We start from the raw sequence: 18,650 nt of genomic DNA, 5'->3' as shown, positions 1-18,650 counted from the left end.
CACGATCCCGCTCGTTCGGTGAGGTAAGGCTAACCTAACAAAACATCATGGTAAAGACCGTCAATGTGACCTATATCTAGATATGTGCGGCGGGGCGCTCGTGGCGCAGGATCGCAGCCCGCTTGTGCCCCAGGTCGCGCACGCCCCACAGCTCGAAGCCGGCCCCGGCGAACATCCGCCGCGCCATCGCGTGCCGCTCGTCCGGGTCCGCGACCACCACCGCGCATCGGGGATCCGCCGCGAAGAGCCCGGCCACGATCGCGCGCACCATGGCGCGGCCGAGCCCGCGCCCGGTCGACGACAGCTCGCCGAGCGCCAGATGGATGCCGAGGTCGTGCGCACCCGCGTCGTACTGCAGGCCGACCACGTCGCGCGCCACCCGGTAGATCTCCACATAGGCCAGCGGCACACCGTCGTGCGACACCAGGTACGGACGGGAGTAGTCACCGCGCAGCTGGCCGTCGATCACGGCCCGCCAGCGCGCGACCGGCCAGGACTGCTCCCAGAACAGCTCCACGTGCGGCTCGGCCATCCAGCGGGTGACCAGCGCGACGTCGGCATCGGTGACGACCGTGCGCAGCGACCACGGCGCGGACAGCAGCGGCGCCGGTGGCGCACCGGCCGCGACCACTGCCTCGGCCAGACCCTCGGTGACCTCGCGACTCATCCGCCGGACCCCTCTCGCTCCACTCCGGAAGGCGGCCACATGCATCGATCGCCCTCACGCTGCGGGAGAGCTTAGGCGACCCTAACCTAAGCGCGCGAGGGGTGGAGTGGCAAGGAGCGCGGACGCTACGGTGTGGACCATGGCGACCCGGCAGACCCCCGAGGAGATCGTCGCGACCCGGCAGGTGTCGGCCGGCGCGGTGCTGGAGGGGCGCGCGGATCTGCGCTTCTACCACTACAAACACCTGGCCGTGCTGTCCGACGGGACGGTCGAGCCGGAGCGGCTGGCCCGGCTGATGGCCGCGGTGGAGCACCTCGACGCGTACGGCTGGGAGCTGGTCACGCTCTCCCCCTCGACCGATGCCCGGAGGTTGATCGCGATCCTGCGACGCCGTTCGTTAGGCTAGCCTCACCTGAGTTGCACAACGGGAGGGCTGATCGTGAGCAGACTGCGCGCCGAAGGGCTGACGCTGGCGTACGACGCGCGCACGGTCGCCACCGGCCTGAGCGTCGAGATCCCCGACAACTCGTTCACCGTGATCGTCGGCCCGAACGCGTGCGGCAAGTCCACGCTGCTCCGCGCGCTCTCCCGCATGCTCAAGCCGAAGACCGGCACGGTGCTGCTGGACGGCAGGGGCATCGGGTCGTACCCGGCGAAGGAGGTCGCGCGCCGCCTCGGCCTGCTCCCGCAGACCTCGATCGCGCCGGACGGCATCACGGTCGCCGACCTGGTCGGCCGCGGCCGCTTCCCGCACCAGCGCCTGCTGCGCCAGTGGTCCCGCGAGGACGAGCGGGTGGTCGCGGAGGCGATGGCCGCGACCGGCGTCTCGGAGCTGTCCGGCCGCGTCGTCGACGAGCTCTCCGGCGGTCAGCGGCAGCGCGTGTGGCTGGCGATGGCGCTGGCCCAGCAGACCGACATCCTGCTGCTCGACGAGCCGACCACGTTCCTCGACATCACCCACCAGATCGAGGTGCTCGACCTCTGCGCCGACCTGCAGGAGGCCGGCCGCACCATGGTCGCGGTGCTGCACGACCTCAACCAGGCCTGCCGGTACGCCACGCATCTGATCGCCATGCGGGACGGCGCGATCGTGGCCCAGGGCGCACCGGCCGACATCATCACGGCCGAGCTGGTGCAGGACGTCTTCGACCTGCAGTGCCGCGTGGTGCCCGACCCGGAGTCCGGCACCCCGCTGGTCGTCCCGGCCGCCCGCCGCCGCTCCGCCCCGGTGACGATCGCCGCCTGAGCGCCCGTCCCTCATGCCGCCGGGACGGCATGAGGGACGCCCGGATCACGACGCCGGGGTCAGGCGAGGAGCGGGCGCGGGCGTCTCGTCGTCCAGCGTGGACAGGCGGGAGGTCTCCGGGGCGAAGGCGAGCGCGACGAGCGTGAGGAGCAGCGCGGCCGCGACGTAGACCGAGACCGCGAACGCGCTGCCGGTGGACCGGACCAGCGCGATCGCGATGATCGGGGCGAGCGCACCGCCGAAGATGCCGGCGATCTGATAGCCCATCGACGCACCGGAGTAGCGCAGCCGGGTGGAGAACAGCTCGGCGACGAACGCTGCCTGCGGGCCGTACATGATCGCGTGCGTGGCCAGCGCGACCACCACGGTCAGCACGATGACCAGCGTGTTCCCGGTGTCCAGCAGCGGGAAGAACGCGAACGCCCAGGCCGCGCCGAGGACCGCGCCCACCGCGTAGACCGGGCGGCGGCCGAACCGGTCGGAAAGCGCACCGGCCAGCGGGATGAGCAGCAGTTGCAGGGCGGACGCGACCAGCACGCCGGTCAGCGCGACCGTGCGCGGCAGGCCGACCGTGCCGGTGACGTAGGTGAGCACGTACAGGCTGAACGTGTAGAACGCGACATCGGTGCCGATCCGCGCGGCCATCGCGACGAGCAGGCCGCGCGGGTGCCGGCGGAGCACCTCGACCAGCGGCAGGCGGGCCTTCGCGCCGTGCGCCTCGACCGCGGCGAACGCGGGCGACTCGGTGACCGAGACGCGGATCCACAGGCCGACCAGCACGAGCAGGCCGGACAGCAGGAACGGGATGCGCCAGCCCCAGCCGAGGAACGCCGCCTCGGACAGCGTGGCGGAGAGCAGCCAGAGCACGCCGGACGCGAGCAGGTTGCCGGCCGGCACGCCGACCTGCGGCCAGGACGCGGAGAGGCCGCGGCGGGCCGGGTCGCCGTGCTCCAGCGACATCACGACCGCGCCGCCCCACTCGCCGCCGAGCCCGAGGCCCTGCAGGAATCGCAGGAACACCAGGAGGACCGGCGCGGCGACGCCGATGGTGGCGTAGGTCGGCAGCAGCCCGATGAGAAACGTGGCGCCGCCCATCAGCACCAGCGTGGCGACCAGCACCCCCTTGCGGCCGGTCCGGTCGCCGAAGTGACCGAAGACGATGCCGCCGAGCGGTCGGGCGACGAAGCCCACCGCGTACGTCGTGAAGGCGAGCAGCGTGGCGGTGAGCGGCTCGAACGTCGGGAAGAACAGCTTGCCGAAGACGAGCGCGGCGGCGGAGGCGTAGAGAAAGAAGTCGTACCACTCCAGGGAGGTGCCGACCAGGCTGGCGATGATGACGCGTCGGGCTTCCTTGGGGTTCCGGGTCGTCATGACGGGCTCCTACGGATCGCGGATGCGTTGTGCCGTATGCCACACTGTAGGAAATCGTAGAACGATCCAGCAATCCTTCAATGTGAAGATGGTGTAAACCGACAGATGGGGCAACGTCATGCGCGCGCGTCGAGCCGGACCGTCGGCCATCCTGATCGAACTCCCCGGCGACGACGCGGTTTCGGCCGCATACGAGCTGCTCACCGGCCTGCGTGAGCGCGGCGAGCTGACCGCGGCGGAGATCGTCCCGGCCGCGCGCACCGTGCTCCTCGACGGCGTCCCCGACCCGGACCGGGTGTTCCGGCTGCTGCCCGGCGACGCGACACCGACGCCTCCCGGCACCGAGGGCAACACCCAGATCACGATCACCACGCGGTACGACGGGGAGGACCTGGACGATGTCGCGCGGCTCTGGGGCACGGACCGGGCCGGCGTGATCGCGATACACACCGGCACCGAGTTCCGCGTGGCGTTCTGCGGGTTCGCGCCCGGCTTCGCCTACCTCACCGGCCTCGGGCCGCACCATCACGTGCCGCGCCGCGCGACGCCGCGCACCCGCGTGCCGGCCGGGACCGTGGCGCTCGCCGGGCCGTACAGCGGCGTCTACCCCACGGCGTCGCCGGGCGGCTGGCAGCTGATCGGCCGTACCCGGGAAACGCTCTTCGATCTTGATAATGACCCGCCGGCGCTGCTCACGCCCGGGACCGTCGTCCGTTTCGCCGAGGAGCCATGAGCGAGCCCGCGAGTGGGTCATCGGTTCCGCGAAGCCGCAGCCCGGAGACGGGATCCGGCGTGCGCCTGGAGGTCATCCGGGCCGGGGTGCGGACCACCGTGCAGGACCTCGGCCGGCCCGGCCTCGCACATCTCGGCGTGCCCCGCTCCGGCGCGCTCGACGCGGGCGCGCTGCGCCGGGCCAACCGGCTGGCCGGCAACCCGCCCGGCGCGGCCGGCCTGGAGATCACGCTCGGCGGCCTGCGGGCGCGCGTGACCCGGGCGACGACGCTCGCGGTCACCGGCGCGCCCTGCCCGATCACGGTCGACCGCCGGCCGGCCGATCCGGGCCTGCCGCTGGCGGTCCGCGCGGGTGCCGTGATCGACATCGGCCGCGCGACCGCCGGTCTGCGCGCCTACCTGGCCGTGGGCGGCGGTCTCACGGTCCCGCCGGTGCTCGGCAGCCGGTCCACGGACACGCTCTCCGGCCTCGGCCCGGACCCGGTCCGCGACGGCGACGTGCTGCCGGTCGGCCCGGCCACCGCGCTGCCGCCGGGCGTGGACGTGGCACCCCATCCCCCGCCGCGCGGCACGCTGCGCCTGCGCGTCTGGCCCGGGCCGCGCGACGACTGGTTCACCGGCGACGCGTGGCGGACGCTGCTGAGCGCGGAGTACCGGGTGTCGACGCAGACCGACCGGGTCGGCGCGCGCCTGACCGGCCCGGTGCTGACCCGCGCGATCGACGGCGAGCTGCCCAGCGAAGGGCTGGTGCTCGGCGCGATCCAGGTGCCGGCGGACGGCCAGCCGTTGATCTTCCTGGCCGACCACCCCACCACCGGCGGCTACCCGGTGATCGGCGTGGTGGACCCGTCGGACGTGGACCTCCTGGCCCAGGCCCGCCCCGGCACGACGCTCCACTTCACCCCGGCCCCACCGTGATCCAGCGCGGGGCTGACCGGCGCGCGGGCCAGCCGGCGCGCGGGCCAGCCGGCGCGCGGACGAATCAGCGCGCGGGCTAGCCGGCGTCGCGCAGGAGGAGCGGTTCGGTGAGGCGGCGGAAGCGGCCGGGGGCCACGCCGAACTCGCGGCGGAACGCACCGGCGAACGCGAACTCGGTGGCGTAGCCGACCCGCCGGGCTATCGCGGCCAGCGGCGCGTCCGTCTCGCGCAGCAGCTGGGCGCCCCGGTGCAGACGCCGGCCGATCAGGTACGCCATCGGCGGCTCGCCGACCAGCGCGGTGAACCGCCGGGTGAACGCGGTCCGCGACATCCCGGCCGTGCGGCTGAGCCGGTCCACGGTCCACGGCGCCTCCGGGCTGTCATGGATCTCGCGGAGCGCCGCCGCGATCCCCGGGTCGGTCAGCGCGTCCCAGGCCGGGTCCGTAGCCCGGTGCTCCGCGTGCCAGAGCCGCAGCGCGTGCACCAGCACCAGGTCGACCAGCGCGCGCTGGTTGACGAGCATGCCCTCCCGCGGCCGGTCCAGGTCCTCGGTGAGCAGCGCGGCCAGCGCGGCCATCCGGGCATCCGACGCGATCAGCAGCAGGCCCGGCAGCGAGCGCAGGAAAGGGTGGATGCTGCCGCCGCGCTCCAGCCGGTAGATGCCGCAGATCATGTCCACCGGCATCGGCTCGGGCGGCGCGTCCTGAAAGCCGGTCGGTGCGGGCGGCAGCGCGGCCAGCGCGCACGGGTCCGGGCCGAACCCGTGCGCGGCGCCGTGCGGGACCACCGCGACGTCACCGGCGCGCATGCGCATCGGCGCGGCGTCCTCCGACATCAGCCAGCCCTCGCCGCGCAGCAGCACGTGGAACCCGACGCCGTCGCAGGCCTCGAACCGGCCGGCGAACGTGGCCGGCACCTCGGCCCGGCGCCCGTAGACCTGGCCGATCCGCAGGTCCTCGACCGCCTCGCTGATCACGTCCACGCCACGAGCGTATCCGCGCGCGGCCAGGGAGCCCGTGATCGGGGCGTCCCCATGCCGCTGGAACAACGCCTCGAGCACGGGGCCGGGGGCGCACAGATGCGTATCGCGCGGGTCCGATCGCGCATGGCCGCGCCCGTACCCCCGCTGGTTGGCTTGGATCGTGACTGAAGATCTTGTGGCCGCTCGGGCGGCGGACGGTGAGGCACGGGACCGGCTGACACCGGAGGCGATCGGGGCGCTGCGCGCGAACGGCGACTTCGCGCTCGCGGTGCCGGCCGCGTTCGGCGGGCAGGACGCGAGCGCGGAGACGGTCCTGCGCCGGCTGATCGGGATCGGCCGGGCGGACCCGTCCGCGGCCTGGGTGACCGGCGTGAGCGTGACCAGCAAGACACTGGCGAAGCGGATGTCCGGCGAGGACGTGCGGAAGGAGCTGTTCGCGGACCCGGACGCGGTGTTCTGCGGCTCCGGCCGGCTGGAGTGCGGCACCGGCACGCGCGAGGCCGACGGCACGGTCACGATCACCGGTGCCTGGCCGAACGTCTCCGGCTGCGAGGACGCCGCCTGGACCGGCGTGGCGCTGACGATCGACGGCGTGCCGCACTTCGCGCACATCCGGCTCGGTGACCTGCGGATCGACCGGACGTGGCGGGTGGCCGGCATGCGCGCCACCGGCAGCCACACCGTGGTCGCGGACGCGGTGGGCATCCCGGACGGGCAGGTGATCCCGTTCCGGCCGTTCGAGGTCAACGACCTGCTGCTCTTCGGGCTGTGCGTGCTCGGGCCGGTGATCGGCGGAGCACGCGGCGCGCTGGACACCGTGCGGAACATGTTCGCCTCCGGCCGCAAGCCGTTCATGACCGCGTACGCCTCGATGGGCGAGTCGCCCGGCGCGCGGCACTGGCTGGCCGAGGCCACCCACCTGATCGAGCGGGCCGAGCGCACCGCGCTCGCGGTCGCGGCCGCCTCGGACGGCCCCGAGGTGCCGCGGTCCGACCTGGCGCGCCTGCACATGGACGAGGCAGCCGCGGCGCGCGACTGCCGGGCCGCCGTGGACCTGCTGCTCGACCTGCACGGCGCGAGCGGTTTCGGCACGGCGAACCCGTTGCAGCGCTTCTGGCGGGACGTCGCGGTCGGCAGCCGGCACCCGCACCTCAACCCCTACCTCGCGGTCGAGAACCTGGGGAAGGCGCTGGTCTAGGCCAGGTCCCGCTCGTCGGCCGCGACCGGGCCGCCGAGCTCGCCGGTGCCGTAACCGTCGAGGATGCCGGTGACCCGCTTGCCCCATCGCTCGTGTGCGGCCTGGCGGCTGGTGCCGGCCACCTTGGCGATCATCTCCCAGGTGACGCCCCAGCGGCGCAGGCCCATCACGATGAACAGCGGGTCCAGGTCGGCCGCCAGGCTCAGCCGCAGCTGGACGAGCTGGTTGGCGACCTCCCACTCGGCCTCGGCGTCGCTGCCGGACCACTGCTCCCAGCCGGGGTCGCCGGGGGTCTTGCGGCCGCCGAGCAGCGCGTCGGCCTGGCGGGAGACTTCGAGGACGGCGGCCGAGGTCACGGCCGCGGTCGCCGCCGTCAGGTCGACGGCCAGCGCCATGTCGGGTGCGTTCTTCATGACGTCAAGGTTGCCCTGACATCCCGACTCTGTCAAGGCAACCTTTACACGATCTTCGTGACGCGCTCCGCCTCGGCCCGGGCCGCCAGCTTGTCCTTGTCCGCGTTCGCCACCAACACGATCGACGTACCCGCGGCCAGCGGCGCCAGCAGCCACTGCACCGGCTGCTCATACCGGCTCGCGTCGATCATCACTCGGTCGCCGGCCACCAGGCCCATCTCGTCCGCGATGAGCGCGGCGATCTCGCCCCACTGGCCGAACGTGGTGCCGTCCACGGTGGCGAGCGTGTCCGGCGAGGGCAGCGCGGACGGCCGGAATACGTCGCCGAACACGCGCACCTCCGCGTTGAAGTCGCGGTAGCCGTCCGGCACCTCGCGCATCGGCATCGCGAACGGGTGCAGGCTCAGCACGAACCGCTCGTCCGTGGCCGGCACGTCCTCCAGCATGCCGCGCTCGCGCTCCTGCGAGACGAAGACCACGTCCGGGGCCGCGACCTCCTCGACGAGCCCCGCGGTCGACCACGGCCGGTAGGCGACGGTCAGGCCCGCGGACCAGGACGCCAGCAGGATCGCCGCGGTCTGCCAGTGCGTCGGCAGCAGCAGATCGGCGCGGTCACCCGGGCCCAGGCCGAGGCCGTCGACCAGCAGGTTCGCGGTCTTGGACACCCAGTTGCCGAGCGTCACGCCGGACAGCTCGGTGCGCTCGCCGGTCGCGTCGTCGTAGAAGGTGAGCAGCGGGCGGGCCGGATCGGCCGCCACCGCCGCGGCGAAGATCGCTGGAACGTCGGACACGGGTCTCCCTCTCAGAACGCCGTCGGTCTGGATAGAGGCTAGCCGCGCGCCGCCGCGGCGTAGGCACCCAGCAGCTGCGTCTCCGCGTCGGCGAGGTACCGCCGCAGCGCCTCCTCGGCCGCCCGCACGTCGCCCACGGCCAGCAGCTCGTAGAGCGCGCGATTGCCCGCCACATAGGGCTCGTGCAGTGCCCGCGGGTCCGCCACCACCAGGAACACCAGGCGCAGCTCGGCCAGGAGCGCCCGGACCGTCTCGGCCACCCGGCGGCTGCCGGCCAGGTCCGCGATCGCCTGGTGGAAGCGCATGTTCGCGGTGCCGACCGCGCTCCAGTCGCCCCGGGACGCCGCTTCGTCCGCGGTCTCGATCGCGGTCCGGAGGCCGTCGAGGCTCGGCGCCGGCACCGCGTCCAGGTCGCGCAGCGCGCCGCACTCCAGGATCCGGCGTATCGCGTACAGGTCCCGGATGTCCGCGCTGGTCAGCAGCCGCACGAAGACGCCGCGGTTGAGCTGGTGCTCCAGCAGGCCCTCGTGCGCCAGCAGCCGGAACGCCTCGCGCAACGTGTTCCGCGAGATGCCGAGCGCCTCGCGCAGGCTCTCCTCGCTCAGCCGCGTGCCGGGCTTGAACACGCCCTCGGTGATCCGCTCCCGCAGGATGTCCGCCACCCGTTCCGCGGTGCTCCCGCGATCGAGCAGCACCCGATCCCCGGCCAGCCGCGTACCCCACTCCTCCACGTAGAAATCGTAGAACAATCACTCCCGCCGCTGATGCACGTGGCGGTCGTCCCACAGCCGCGAGCTTCGGGCCGGGCCGGGGCCGAGCGGATCACGTTCGGATTCCCGCTTACGGCGTGGTCAGACCGCACGCTCCCGCGGGCACCGGTCGGCCGCGGGGCTCAGCGTTCACTCCGTCCGCGGTGCGCGGCCGGGGCGGCAGCAGGGCCCCCTGCACGTTCCGCGGGTGGCCGCGAAAAACCTAGGCGGTGGTGCGGCTACGGGTTTTCGATCTCCGCGTGGCGGGCGCGGAGACGGTCCTTGATCTCTTCTGGGGTGTAGGAACGGCGACGGCGTTCCGCGCGGGCGACGACGATGCCGGTCGCGGCCACGCCGACGACACCGGCCACACCGAGGATCTTCCAGAAGGGGAGTGCCTTGCCGGTCTGCCGCACCTTTGACCACTGCATCCACATAGAGTAGTTCGATGGCCGAAGGGACGAGCATCACCCTGGACGAAGCAGTCGATCTCGCTCGTACGGGTGACATGTGGGTGTTTCGCGGACGGAGCGCGGCCGACCGCGCCATCCAGACGCTGACCAACAGTCCGGTGAACCACGTGGGCATGTGCGTGGTCATCGACGACATGCCGCCCCTGATGTGGCACGCCGAACTGGGCCGGTCGCTGACCGACCTGTGGAGCGGCACGCACCAGCGCGGCGTGCAGCTGCACGACATGCGGCAGGCCGTGACGGTCTGGGGCATGCGGTACGGCCAGCGTGGCTGGCTGCGGCAGCTGGAGCCGGGCGTGACCCGCGCGATGGAGGACGCGGTCCTGAAGACGATCGCGCGCCTGGACGGGACGCCGTTCCCGTCGACCGCGCAGCTGGCACTGCGCTGGGCGAAGGGACGGGTGCCGAACATCCGGTTCCGCAGGAGCGAGCAGCAGGAGAACGAGCTGGAGAAGGCGTACTGCGCGGAGGTGGTGGCCGTCACCTACGAGGCGATGGGCCTGCTCCCGCCCGGCAAGCGCCCCAACTGGTACGACCCGGGCAGCTTCTGGTCCGGCGACGACCTCGACCTGCGCCTCGGCTACCGGCTCGGCAAGGAGATCGCGGTCGCCGTTCCCGGCACCGAGGACAAGGAATGAACCGTGATCGGGGCGTCCCCATGCCGTTGGAGCAGCATGGAGACGCCCCGGTCACGTTGGAGCCTCGACTCAGGCCTCGGCCTCGACGTCGTCCTCACTCGGCGCGGAGGGCGTGGCCGGGGTGGAGGGCGTGGTGGTCTGCTCGACCGGCGGGCCGGACGTCACCGGCGGCGTGACCGGCGGGCTGGTCTTCGGAGGGCCCGGCGTGATCCGCGGACTGGTCCTCGCGGACGGCGTGATCGAGGGAGTCGCGGACGGCGACGCGGACGGTGTGGCGGACGGCGGCACCCACGGGTCGGCGATCTCCAGGACCTCCGGCGCGACGGACGGCTCGACCGCGACGTAAACCGTGCTCACCGAGACGGACGGGACCGGACGCGCGGACTCGCCGGGCACAGCGTCCGCCTCGGCGGTCGCGAACGTGCCACCGACCCAGACGGCCGGGCCGAGCCCGAAGGCCACGATGGCTCCGAAGAACATTGCCGGGCCTCGCCTCATGACCCCTCCCCCCACACCACGATCTTCATCAGCGTAAATACCGCACATCACGCTCGGCGAAGCATTTTCCAGTGATCTTCGGCTGTGACGCGCATCGCGTTTCTCTCCTGTGACACGCACCGCACCTCTCCCCGGTTCGCCCCGGCCGTAAACGAGTCGGGAAAACGCGGCCTCCGGCCTATCCTTGACGGCGGTATGCAGACGAATCCCGCCGCCGCACTTCAGCAGCGCCTCCCCCACCTGATGCTCCGCGACGAGCGGCGGCTGCGCCGTCGGCTCGACGGTGTCCGCAAGGTCCGCGACCCGGAGTCCCGGGCGAAGGTCCTGGCGAACATCACCGCGGAGATCGAGACCGCGGAGGCGCGGATAGCCGCGCGCTCCGAGAGCCGGCCGGAGATCACCTACCCGGAGCAGCTGCCGGTCAGCGCGCTGCGCGACGAGATCCGCGACGCGATCCGGGACCACCAGGTGGTGATCGTGGCCGGCGAGACCGGCTCCGGGAAGACCACCCAGCTGCCGAAGATCTGCATGGAGCTGGGCCGGGGCGTGCGCGGGCTGATCGGGCACACGCAGCCGCGCCGGCTGGCGGCCCGGACCGTGGCGGAGCGGATCGCGGAGGAGCTGAAGACCGGGCTCGGGCAGACCATCGGCTTCAAGGTCCGGTTCAGCGATCAGGTCAGCGACGCCTCAATGGTCAAGCTGATGACGGACGGCATCCTGCTCGCCGAGATCCAGAACGACCGGAACCTGACGCAGTACGACACGCTGATCATCGACGAGGCGCACGAGCGCAGCCTCAACATCGACTTCATCCTGGGCTACCTGCGGCAGCTCCTGCCCCGGCGGCCGGATCTGAAGGTCGTGATCACGTCCGCGACGATCGACCCGGAGCGGTTCGCCACGCATTTCGCGGACATGTCGGGAAAACCCGCGCCGATCATCGAGGTGTCCGGCCGGACCTATCCGGTCGAGGTGCGGTACCGGCCGGTCGTCGATCCGGACGACGAGAACTCCGACCCGGACCGCGACCAGACCTCCGCGATCCTGGACGCGGTGGGCGAGCTGCAGGGCGAGGGGCCCGGCGACATCCTGGTGTTCCTCAGCGGCGAACGGGAGATCCGGGACACCGCGGACGCGCTCACCAAGGCCGACCTGAAGAACACCGAGATCCTTCCGCTGTACGCCCGGCTCTCCGTGGCCGAACAGCACCGGGTCTTCGCACCACACCCGGGTCGGCGCGTCGTGCTCGCCACCAACGTGGCCGAGACGTCACTGACCGTGCCCGGCATCAAGTACGTGGTCGACCCCGGTACCGCGCGCATCTCCCGCTACAGCCACCGGCTCAAGGTGCAGCGGCTGCCGATCGAGCCGGTCTCGCAGGCCAGCGCGAACCAGCGCAAGGGCCGCTGCGGCCGCGTCTCCGAGGGCATCTGCATCCGGCTCTACACCGAAGAGGACTTCATCGGGCGGCCGGAGTTCACCGACCCGGAGATCCTGCGCACCAACCTGGCCTCGGTCATCCTGCAGATGACCGCGCTCGGCCTCGGCGACCTGGCCGCGTTCCCGTTCATCGAGCCGCCGGACAAGCGCAACGTCAAGGACGGCGTCAACCTGCTGGAGGAGCTGGGCGCGCTCGACCCGGTCGCGTTCGACCCGGCGAAGCGGCTCACCCCGCTCGGCCGCCGGCTCGCCGCGCTGCCGGTCGACCCGCGCCTGGCCCGGATGGTGCTTGCGGCGGAGCAGAACGGCGTCGTGCACGAGGTCATGGTGATCGCGGCCGCACTGTCCATCCAGGACCCGCGCGAACGCCCGCAGGACGCGCAGCAGCAGGCCCAGCAGCAGCACGCCCGGTTCACGGACAAGGACTCGGACTTCCTGACGTACTGGAACCTGTGGCGTTACCTGCGGGACAGGCAGAAGGAGCTGTCCAGCAGCGCGTTCCGGCGGATGTGCAAGAAGGAATACCTCAACTACCTGCGCGTCCGCGAGTGGCAGGACATCTACGCGCAGCTCCGCGAGGCGATGGGCGTACCCCGTGGGGCTTCCGATCCTGAGGGTCTCGACTCGCAGAAGGTGCACGCGTCCCTGCTGACCGGCCTGCTCTCCCAGATCGGGCTCAAGGACGCCGAGAAGCAGCAGGAGTACGTCGGCGCCCGCAACGCCCGGTTCGTCCTCTCACCCGGTTCCGCGCTCCACAAGAAGTCGCCGCGCTGGGTGATGGCCGCGGAGCTGGTCGAGACGAACCGGCTCTGGGCCCGGGTCGCCGCCAAGATCGAGCCGGAGTGGGTCGAACCGCTCGCTGAGCACCTGGTCAAGCGCTCCTACAGCGAGCCGCACTGGGAGAAGAAACAGGGCGCCGTGATGGCGATGGAGAAGGTCACGCTCTACGGCGTGCCGCTCGTCGCGCAACGGAAGGTCAACTACGGCCGGATCGACCCGGTGCTCAGCCGCGAGCTGTTCATCCGGCACGCGCTGGTCGAGGGCGACTGGCAGACCCACCACAAGTTCTTCCACGCGAACCGGCGGCTGATCGAGGACGTCGAGGAGCTGGAGCAGAAGACCCGGCGCCGGGACATCGTGGTCGACGACGAGACGCTGTTCTCGCTCTACGACGCGCGCATCCCGGCCGACGTGGTCTCCGGGCGGCACTTCGACTCCTGGTGGAAGAAGGAGTCGCGGGACAACGCCTCTCTGCTGACCTTCGACCGGCAGATGCTGATCAACGCGGGCGCCGGCGGGGTGGACGAGGCCGACTATCCGGACGAATGGGAGGTCGAAGGGCTCACGCTGCCGCTGACCTACCAGTTCGAGCCGGGCACCGAGGCGGACGGCGTGACCGTGCGCATCCCACTGCCGGTACTCAACCAGGTGCCGCCGGACGCGTTCGACTGGCAGGTGCCGGGGTTGCGCGAGGAACTGGTGACCGCACTGATCCGCGGGCTGCCGAAGAACCTGCGCCGCAACTTCGTACCCGTGCCGGATCATGCCCGTGCCGTGCTCGAGCGCGTCGGCCCGGCGGACGGCCCGCTGCTGGAGACGCTGGAACGCGAACTGCGCCGGATCACCGGCGTGCTCGTCCCACCGGACGCGTGGGAGGTCGCGAAGCTCCCCGACCACCTGCGGATGACGTTCCGGATCGTGGACGAGAAGGGCAAGGTCGTCGGCGAGGGCAAGGACCTGCTCGCGCTGCGCACGTCGCTGCGCCCCCAGACGCGGCAGGTGCTCGCCGCGTCCGCCTCCACCATCGAGCGCACCGGCCTGACCACCTGGGACTTCGGCACGGTGCCGAAAACCTTCCAGAAGGAGTCCCGGGGGTACGTCGTGCGCGCGTTCCCGGCCCTGGCGGACGAGGGCAGCACGGTCGGACTGCGGTTGTTCGACACCGAGGCGGAACAGGCGCGCGCGATGCGGGCCGGCAACCGGCGCCTGCTGCTGCTCGCGCTGCCCGCGCCCGCGAAGTTCGTCGCCGACATGCCGAACTCGACCAAGCTCGCGCTGGCCCGCAGCCCGCACGGCAGCTTCGCCGCGCTCCTCGACGACATCATGGCCTGCGCGGTCGACAAGGCGATGGCCGACTTCGACGGCCCGGCCTGGGACGCCGCCGCGTTCGCCACGCTGCTCACCAAGGTCCGCCAGGCCGTCGGCGACGTGGTCGGCGACACCATCTCCTGGGTGCAGCGCGTGCTCGGCGCCGCCTACGCCGCGGAACAGCGGATAGCCGCGACCGGCAAGGCCGCGTCCGGCGGCGGCATGGCCGCGATGGCCGTGGTCCCCGCGCTCAACGACGTGCGGGCACAGCTGGCCGCGCTGATCCACAAGGGCTTCGTGACCGAGACCGGGTGGCAGCGCCTGCCCGACCTGGTGCGTTATCTACAGGGCATCGAGAAGCGGCTGGAGAAGCTGCCCGCCGGTGCGCAGCGCGACGGCCAGATGCTCAAGCAACTGGCGGAGGTGCAGAAGGAGTACCAGTGGCTGCTGGCCAACCAGCGCCCGGGCCGGCCCGCGGCCGCGGAGATCGCCGGCATCCGCTGGATGATCGAGGAACTCCGGATCAACTACTTCGCCGCCTCGCTCGGCACCCCCGCCCCGGTCTCCGACGTCCGCATCTTCCGAGCCATGGACGCCATCCAGCCCTGACCCGCCCCCGGACGCGGCGTCCCGGCACCACGTCCCGGCACCCACGTCAGCGCTAGCGCCCACGACGCCAGCGTCAGCGCTAGTAGCGCCCGGGACGCTCGGCGACCAGATGCTCGTGTCCGGGCACCCGCCCCGACTCGCAGACTGCGGCACCGTCGGCGAAAGTCGGGCGCCCGGGCGCCGGCAGAGTCCGCGCCCGCGAGCGACAGCGCCACCGGTGGAGAGCCCAGTGTTCTTGCGACTCCGTTGCCCATGCGGCATCGGAAGCCGCGAGCCCTGCCCGGAGACCGGAAGCATCAGCCCGAAATTTCGGATTATCTCCGCCATAGCTCGGACAGCGTCGAGCGGAAGCCGGCGTGGTGGTCGTGCTGTCGCGACCACTCATGCCCGAAGGATCATTGACCGACACGAAAGAGAGGTCAACTTCGATATTCGACCTCTCTTTCGTGTCGGTCAATGATCCTTTTCGGCGAGCCACCGCCGAATGGGCAACGGAGTCGTTCTGGCGTCGGCAAGCCGTACCCGCATACTCGCGTTCGCGCTCCGCGCCCGAAATTTCGGCTTATAGGAGCCCCGCTAGGCAGAGACTTGCCCTCGGGGCAGCGTGCCGCCGAGTAGCCCGGGGGAATCTCACCCCCGGGCCCTCACAGAACCGTACGTAACAGTCTCCCGTTATACGGCTCTTGTCGCTCTGGTCACCAGACCGTAGGGGCGTGCGTGACCCACGCCCAGTGGGCGAAGGCACGCGGTCGTTTCCGGACGGCATTGTTCCAGGACGTCCGGGCTTTCCTGCTACCCCGCAACCGTTTGTACTTCCGGCGGACCCACCGCAGCAGGTAGGCGTTGATGCGTTCCAGGAGGGGATATAGGGCAGATCGATAGAACGCCCCGTAATGGTTCATCCAACCCCGGACGATCGGGTTTATCGGCTCTTCGAGGTTAAGCGGGGTTGAGGTGGCCGCGGGATTTTCGGGTGGTGGCGGCGCGGGTGCGTAGGCGTTGGTTTTCGGGGTTGCGGAAGCCGTAGGCGTTGCGGGCGACGGTTTTGATGACGCGGTTGGTGCCCTCGGAGCCGGCGTTGGTGATGCCGGTGTGGAGGAACGCGAGGATCTGCGGCCACCAGGTCTCGATCGTGCGGGCGAGGCGGGTGAGTTCGGGCTGGCCGGAGTCGGCGCAGCGGGTGTAGAAGCGGTGCAGGTGCCGGGTGATGGTTTCGCGGTTCGGGTGGGTGCGGGCCAGGGCGAGGAGGTCGAGGAGGTCTTCCTTGGCGTTCCATGCGGCCAGGATCGGTGTGCTGATCTTGGCTGGCAGGGTGGTGAGGTCGTCGCAGAGTTTGTCGACGCGTTCGGCGCGGAGCCGGCGTGCGGAGCGGGTCAGGCGGTTGCGTAGGTCCCATTCGAGGTCTCCGGCCCGGCCCCGGCGGCCGCGGTGCTGGACGGTGATCCGGCGGCGGACGTCGTTGAGGGCCTGGTGGGCGAGTTGCACGACGTGGAAGTGATCGACGACCAGGATCGCGTGTGGTAGCGCGGTGGTGATCGCGGATTTGAAGATCGTGCACATGTCGATCGCCACGTATCGGACCTGGTCACGCCAATCCTGGCTGCGGGCGGTAAGCCAGTCGATCACGGTCTGGGCGGTCCGGCCCTCGACCTGGCCGAGGAGCCCTTGGCCGCCGGTCAGGTCACACATGCCGACGTGCCACCGGTCCACGCTCGTCTGCCACGCCTGGGTGACCGGGTCGAACTCCCATTTCGGCCGGCCCCGGCGGGTCTCGTCGATCCCCAGCACCTCGACCGGATCGGGCTCGGCGGGCAGCACCGCTGCGGCGTGAGCGGTGAACGCCGCCGCGACGACCGGCCACGACAGTCCGTGATCACGGGCCGATTGCACGACCGTCCGCCCGCCGTCAGCGACTGCGGCCCCGGCCGCGGCGCGGAGCCTGCCGGTCAGTCTCGCCCGGGCCGGGACCTGCCCGACCTGCTCGGTGAACGACACACGCGGACAACTATCGGTCGGGCAGTGCCAGCGGCGTTTACGCCACCGCAACCGCACCGTCCGGCCGGCGACCGGCAGATCCCGCGGCCGGGTCGTGACCCACGCCTTCACCCGCACCGCCTCCTGACCGCAGTCCGGGCAGCAACGCGCCTGCTCACACCCAGTGGACAAGACCACCACCGGCACACCAGCGGCATCCAGCTCGACCCGATCGACGACCAGGCCGTCAAGGCCCAGCAGCCGGGTCGTATCGTTGACCATGCTCGCAGCTCTTCACTTGTGACTATCCGATCTAGACACTCAGATGATCACCGACGAGCTGCGAGCCCGCTACGTCCGGGTCGCCGTCAACACCGCACCCCGCTCAACTTCGAAGAGCCGGTTTATCCAATCGGCGAGGTCCTTCTCGGTCAGGCTTGTGCGATGGTGCAGCCGCCACGACCGCACCTCGGCACTGATCCTCTTCAGGGCTTGTTTACTGATCGCCGGCAGGAACGACAAGAACATCGCCCCTTCCCTTGACCGCGCCGAGCGTCGCTGGAAGCCGTAGCCGAGGAAGACAAATTCGGTGTGTTCGTACGAGCCACGCCGGTTGTCGTCCTGGCAGTAAACTATCCGGGTCTTCTCCGGATGCAACTCCAGCCCTACCTGGGTCATCCGTTTCGTGATCTCCGCCAGCACATACCGAGCCTGGCGTTCACTGACGCAATGCACCACCACGTCATCCACATAGCGCTCGAACCGAACCGCCGGAAACATGCGGGCCATCCACATGTCGAACGCATAGTGGAGAAACAGATTAGCCAGAACAGGTGAAACTGCGGATCCTTGTGGGGTTCCGCGATCTCGTTCCTGCAGAGTGAGCCATTCCGCGCAACGACTCTGTGACGCTTAGTGACCGATCTGTGTAGTCCACACGCGACACGCCGAAGTCGTTGCGCTGCAACGAGAAGACGCAGGATCCCGGTATGAAGGTGGCCTCTCACAGCAACACTTTCAAAGGATCCTGCGTCGACGATGAGTGTGTCATACACGGCGGTCCTGCCGCTGCGCGAAGAGACCGTGACGTTCCTGGCCGGCCTGCTGGACGCCGAACGTGCCCGCCGGGGCACCCGGACCGGGACCAGGTCGTTGACCTGCCGTGAACAGGCGATCCTGGTGTTGCGCTGGTTCTGCGACAGCACCCGGATGAGTCAGCTGGCCCGGGACAACGCGATCAGCACGTCGACCGGCTACGACTACCTCCACGAGGGTATCGACGTGCTCGCCGCCCGCTCCCCGAGCCTGCACGGTGCGCTGCTGGCGGCGAAAGCCGCTGGTCATGACTACGTCACCATCGACGGCACCCTGATCGAGACCGACCGCTGCAGCACCCCAGGACCGACTGAAGGCGTCGATCTGTGGTGGTCGGGAAAGCACCACACCCACGGCGGGAACATCCAGGTCATCGGCGTGCCTGACGGCTGGCCGATCTGGACCTCCGACGTGCGTCCCGGCCGGGAACACGACACCACCGCCGCTCGCACCGACCCCGAACTCCTGCCCGCCCTCACCGACGCCGCCGACGACCTACGCGCCCTCGGCGACCTCGGCTACGAAGGCTTGGCCGACACGGTCACAGTCGCGTACAAGAAACCCAAGAACGGCGGACTGCTACTGGTCCAACAGCAGTTCAACAAGGCCCACAACAGCCTCCGCGCCGTCGGCGAACGCGCCAACGCCCTGCTCAAGATGACATTCCGAGCCCTCCGCAACATCGGCCTCAACCCATGGCGGATCGGAAAGATCGTCGCTGCGGCTCTGGTCATTCTGCACACCGAGCACGGACGCACAACGTAGCCA

19 protein-coding genes are annotated in these 18,650 nt (G+C 70.8%); 8 read left to right on the top strand and 11 right to left on the bottom strand.

What is annotated here, in order from left to right; translation table 11 throughout:
* Positions 1 to 76: 76 nt before the first annotated feature.
* On the bottom strand, positions 77 to 667 hold the full coding sequence (locus J2S43_RS01070) for a GNAT family N-acetyltransferase (RefSeq protein WP_306826579.1): 591 nt from the start codon (positions 665 to 667) through the stop codon (positions 77 to 79).
* Between the two features lie 139 nt (positions 668 to 806).
* Here J2S43_RS01070 and J2S43_RS01065 point away from each other — a divergent pair, with 139 nt between their 5' ends.
* Together J2S43_RS01065 and J2S43_RS01060 are read left to right on the top strand one after the other, a co-directional pair.
* Positions 807 to 1,073, top strand: coding sequence for a transcriptional regulator (locus J2S43_RS01065; RefSeq protein ID WP_306826578.1), 267 nt, complete (start codon positions 807 to 809; stop codon positions 1,071 to 1,073).
* A 30-nt stretch (positions 1,074 to 1,103) separates the two neighbouring features.
* Entirely contained in the window at positions 1,104 to 1,913 is an 810-nt protein-coding gene (locus J2S43_RS01060) for an ABC transporter ATP-binding protein (RefSeq protein WP_306839129.1), read from the top strand.
* A gap of 45 nt (positions 1,914 to 1,958) precedes the next feature.
* On the opposite strand, the gene J2S43_RS01055 is transcribed toward J2S43_RS01060, so the two are convergent.
* A complete protein-coding gene (locus J2S43_RS01055; protein WP_306826577.1) occupies positions 1,959 to 3,284 on the bottom strand; it encodes an MFS transporter in 1,326 nt (441 codons plus the stop codon).
* 118 nt (positions 3,285 to 3,402) lie between these two features.
* On the opposite strand from J2S43_RS01055, the gene J2S43_RS01050 reads away from it, so the two are divergent.
* Both J2S43_RS01050 and J2S43_RS01045 read left to right on the top strand, forming a co-directional pair.
* On the top strand, positions 3,403 to 4,017 hold the full coding sequence (locus tag J2S43_RS01050) for a 5-oxoprolinase subunit B family protein (protein WP_306826575.1): 615 nt from the start codon (positions 3,403 to 3,405) through the stop codon (positions 4,015 to 4,017).
* Positions 4,014 to 4,934, top strand: coding sequence for a 5-oxoprolinase subunit C family protein (locus tag J2S43_RS01045; protein ID WP_306826574.1), 921 nt, complete (start codon positions 4,014 to 4,016; stop codon positions 4,932 to 4,934). Before J2S43_RS01050 ends, J2S43_RS01045 begins: the two co-directional genes overlap by 4 nt.
* 76 nt (positions 4,935 to 5,010) lie before the next feature.
* On the opposite strand, the gene J2S43_RS01040 is transcribed toward J2S43_RS01045, so the two are convergent.
* Positions 5,011 to 5,916: an AraC family transcriptional regulator gene (locus J2S43_RS01040; protein ID WP_306826573.1), complete on the bottom strand. Its 906-nt coding sequence runs from the start codon at positions 5,914 to 5,916 to the stop codon at positions 5,011 to 5,013.
* Positions 5,917 to 6,076: 160 nt separating this feature from the next.
* Here J2S43_RS01040 and J2S43_RS01035 point away from each other — a divergent pair, with 160 nt between their 5' ends.
* Positions 6,077 to 7,114, top strand: a complete 1,038-nt coding sequence (locus J2S43_RS01035; RefSeq protein ID WP_306826572.1) for an acyl-CoA dehydrogenase family protein — start codon at positions 6,077 to 6,079, stop codon at positions 7,112 to 7,114.
* On the opposite strand, the gene J2S43_RS01030 is transcribed toward J2S43_RS01035, so the two are convergent.
* From J2S43_RS01030 to J2S43_RS01015, 4 genes are all read right to left on the bottom strand, one after another.
* A complete protein-coding gene (locus J2S43_RS01030; protein WP_306826571.1) occupies positions 7,111 to 7,527 on the bottom strand; it encodes a hypothetical protein in 417 nt (138 codons plus the stop codon). The genes J2S43_RS01035 and J2S43_RS01030 overlap by 4 nt on opposite strands.
* Positions 7,528 to 7,571: 44 nt before the next feature.
* Positions 7,572 to 8,318: a TIGR03089 family protein gene (locus tag J2S43_RS01025; RefSeq protein ID WP_306826570.1), complete on the bottom strand. Its 747-nt coding sequence runs from the start codon at positions 8,316 to 8,318 to the stop codon at positions 7,572 to 7,574.
* A gap of 38 nt (positions 8,319 to 8,356) precedes the next feature.
* A complete protein-coding gene (locus J2S43_RS01020) occupies positions 8,357 to 9,049 on the bottom strand; it encodes a GntR family transcriptional regulator (protein WP_306826569.1) in 693 nt (230 codons plus the stop codon).
* A gap of 257 nt (positions 9,050 to 9,306) precedes the next feature.
* A complete protein-coding gene (locus J2S43_RS01015) occupies positions 9,307 to 9,498 on the bottom strand; it encodes a hypothetical protein (RefSeq protein WP_306826568.1) in 192 nt (63 codons plus the stop codon).
* Positions 9,499 to 9,515: 17 nt separating this feature from the next.
* Here J2S43_RS01015 and J2S43_RS01010 point away from each other — a divergent pair, with 17 nt between their 5' ends.
* Positions 9,516 to 10,178 (top strand): hypothetical protein, encoded by a 663-nt coding sequence (locus J2S43_RS01010; protein WP_306826567.1) that lies wholly within the window; start codon positions 9,516 to 9,518, stop codon positions 10,176 to 10,178.
* A gap of 69 nt (positions 10,179 to 10,247) precedes the next feature.
* On the opposite strand, the gene J2S43_RS01005 is transcribed toward J2S43_RS01010, so the two are convergent.
* Complete coding sequence (locus tag J2S43_RS01005) at positions 10,248 to 10,676, bottom strand: hypothetical protein (protein ID WP_306826565.1); 429 nt, start codon at positions 10,674 to 10,676, stop codon at positions 10,248 to 10,250.
* 195 nt (positions 10,677 to 10,871) lie between these two features.
* On the opposite strand from J2S43_RS01005, the gene hrpA reads away from it, so the two are divergent.
* Positions 10,872 to 14,813: an ATP-dependent RNA helicase HrpA gene (gene hrpA / locus J2S43_RS01000; RefSeq protein ID WP_306826564.1), complete on the top strand. Its 3,942-nt coding sequence runs from the start codon at positions 10,872 to 10,874 to the stop codon at positions 14,811 to 14,813.
* A 695-nt stretch (positions 14,814 to 15,508) separates the two neighbouring features.
* Here hrpA and J2S43_RS42095 read toward each other — a convergent pair.
* The 3 genes from J2S43_RS42095 to J2S43_RS00990 form a co-directional block, all read right to left on the bottom strand.
* On the bottom strand, positions 15,509 to 15,739 hold the full coding sequence (locus J2S43_RS42095; protein ID WP_370881731.1) for a group II intron maturase-specific domain-containing protein: 231 nt from the start codon (positions 15,737 to 15,739) through the stop codon (positions 15,509 to 15,511).
* 13 nt (positions 15,740 to 15,752) lie between these two features.
* Entirely contained in the window at positions 15,753 to 17,069 is a 1,317-nt protein-coding gene (locus J2S43_RS00995; RefSeq protein WP_306826563.1) for an ISL3 family transposase, read from the bottom strand.
* 69 nt (positions 17,070 to 17,138) lie between these two features.
* Positions 17,139 to 17,666, bottom strand: a complete 528-nt coding sequence (locus J2S43_RS00990; RefSeq protein ID WP_306839127.1) for a reverse transcriptase domain-containing protein — start codon at positions 17,664 to 17,666, stop codon at positions 17,139 to 17,141.
* 159 nt (positions 17,667 to 17,825) lie between these two features.
* Here J2S43_RS00990 and J2S43_RS00985 point away from each other — a divergent pair, with 159 nt between their 5' ends.
* On the top strand, positions 17,826 to 18,647 hold the full coding sequence (locus J2S43_RS00985; RefSeq protein ID WP_306826562.1) for a transposase family protein: 822 nt from the start codon (positions 17,826 to 17,828) through the stop codon (positions 18,645 to 18,647).
* Positions 18,648 to 18,650: the final 3 nt, after the last annotated feature.

This window comes from Catenuloplanes nepalensis (assembly GCF_030811575.1).
GTDB classification, from domain to species: domain Bacteria; phylum Actinomycetota; class Actinomycetes; order Mycobacteriales; family Micromonosporaceae; genus Catenuloplanes; species Catenuloplanes nepalensis.
This window is presented reverse-complemented; position numbering and strand designations above follow the sequence as displayed.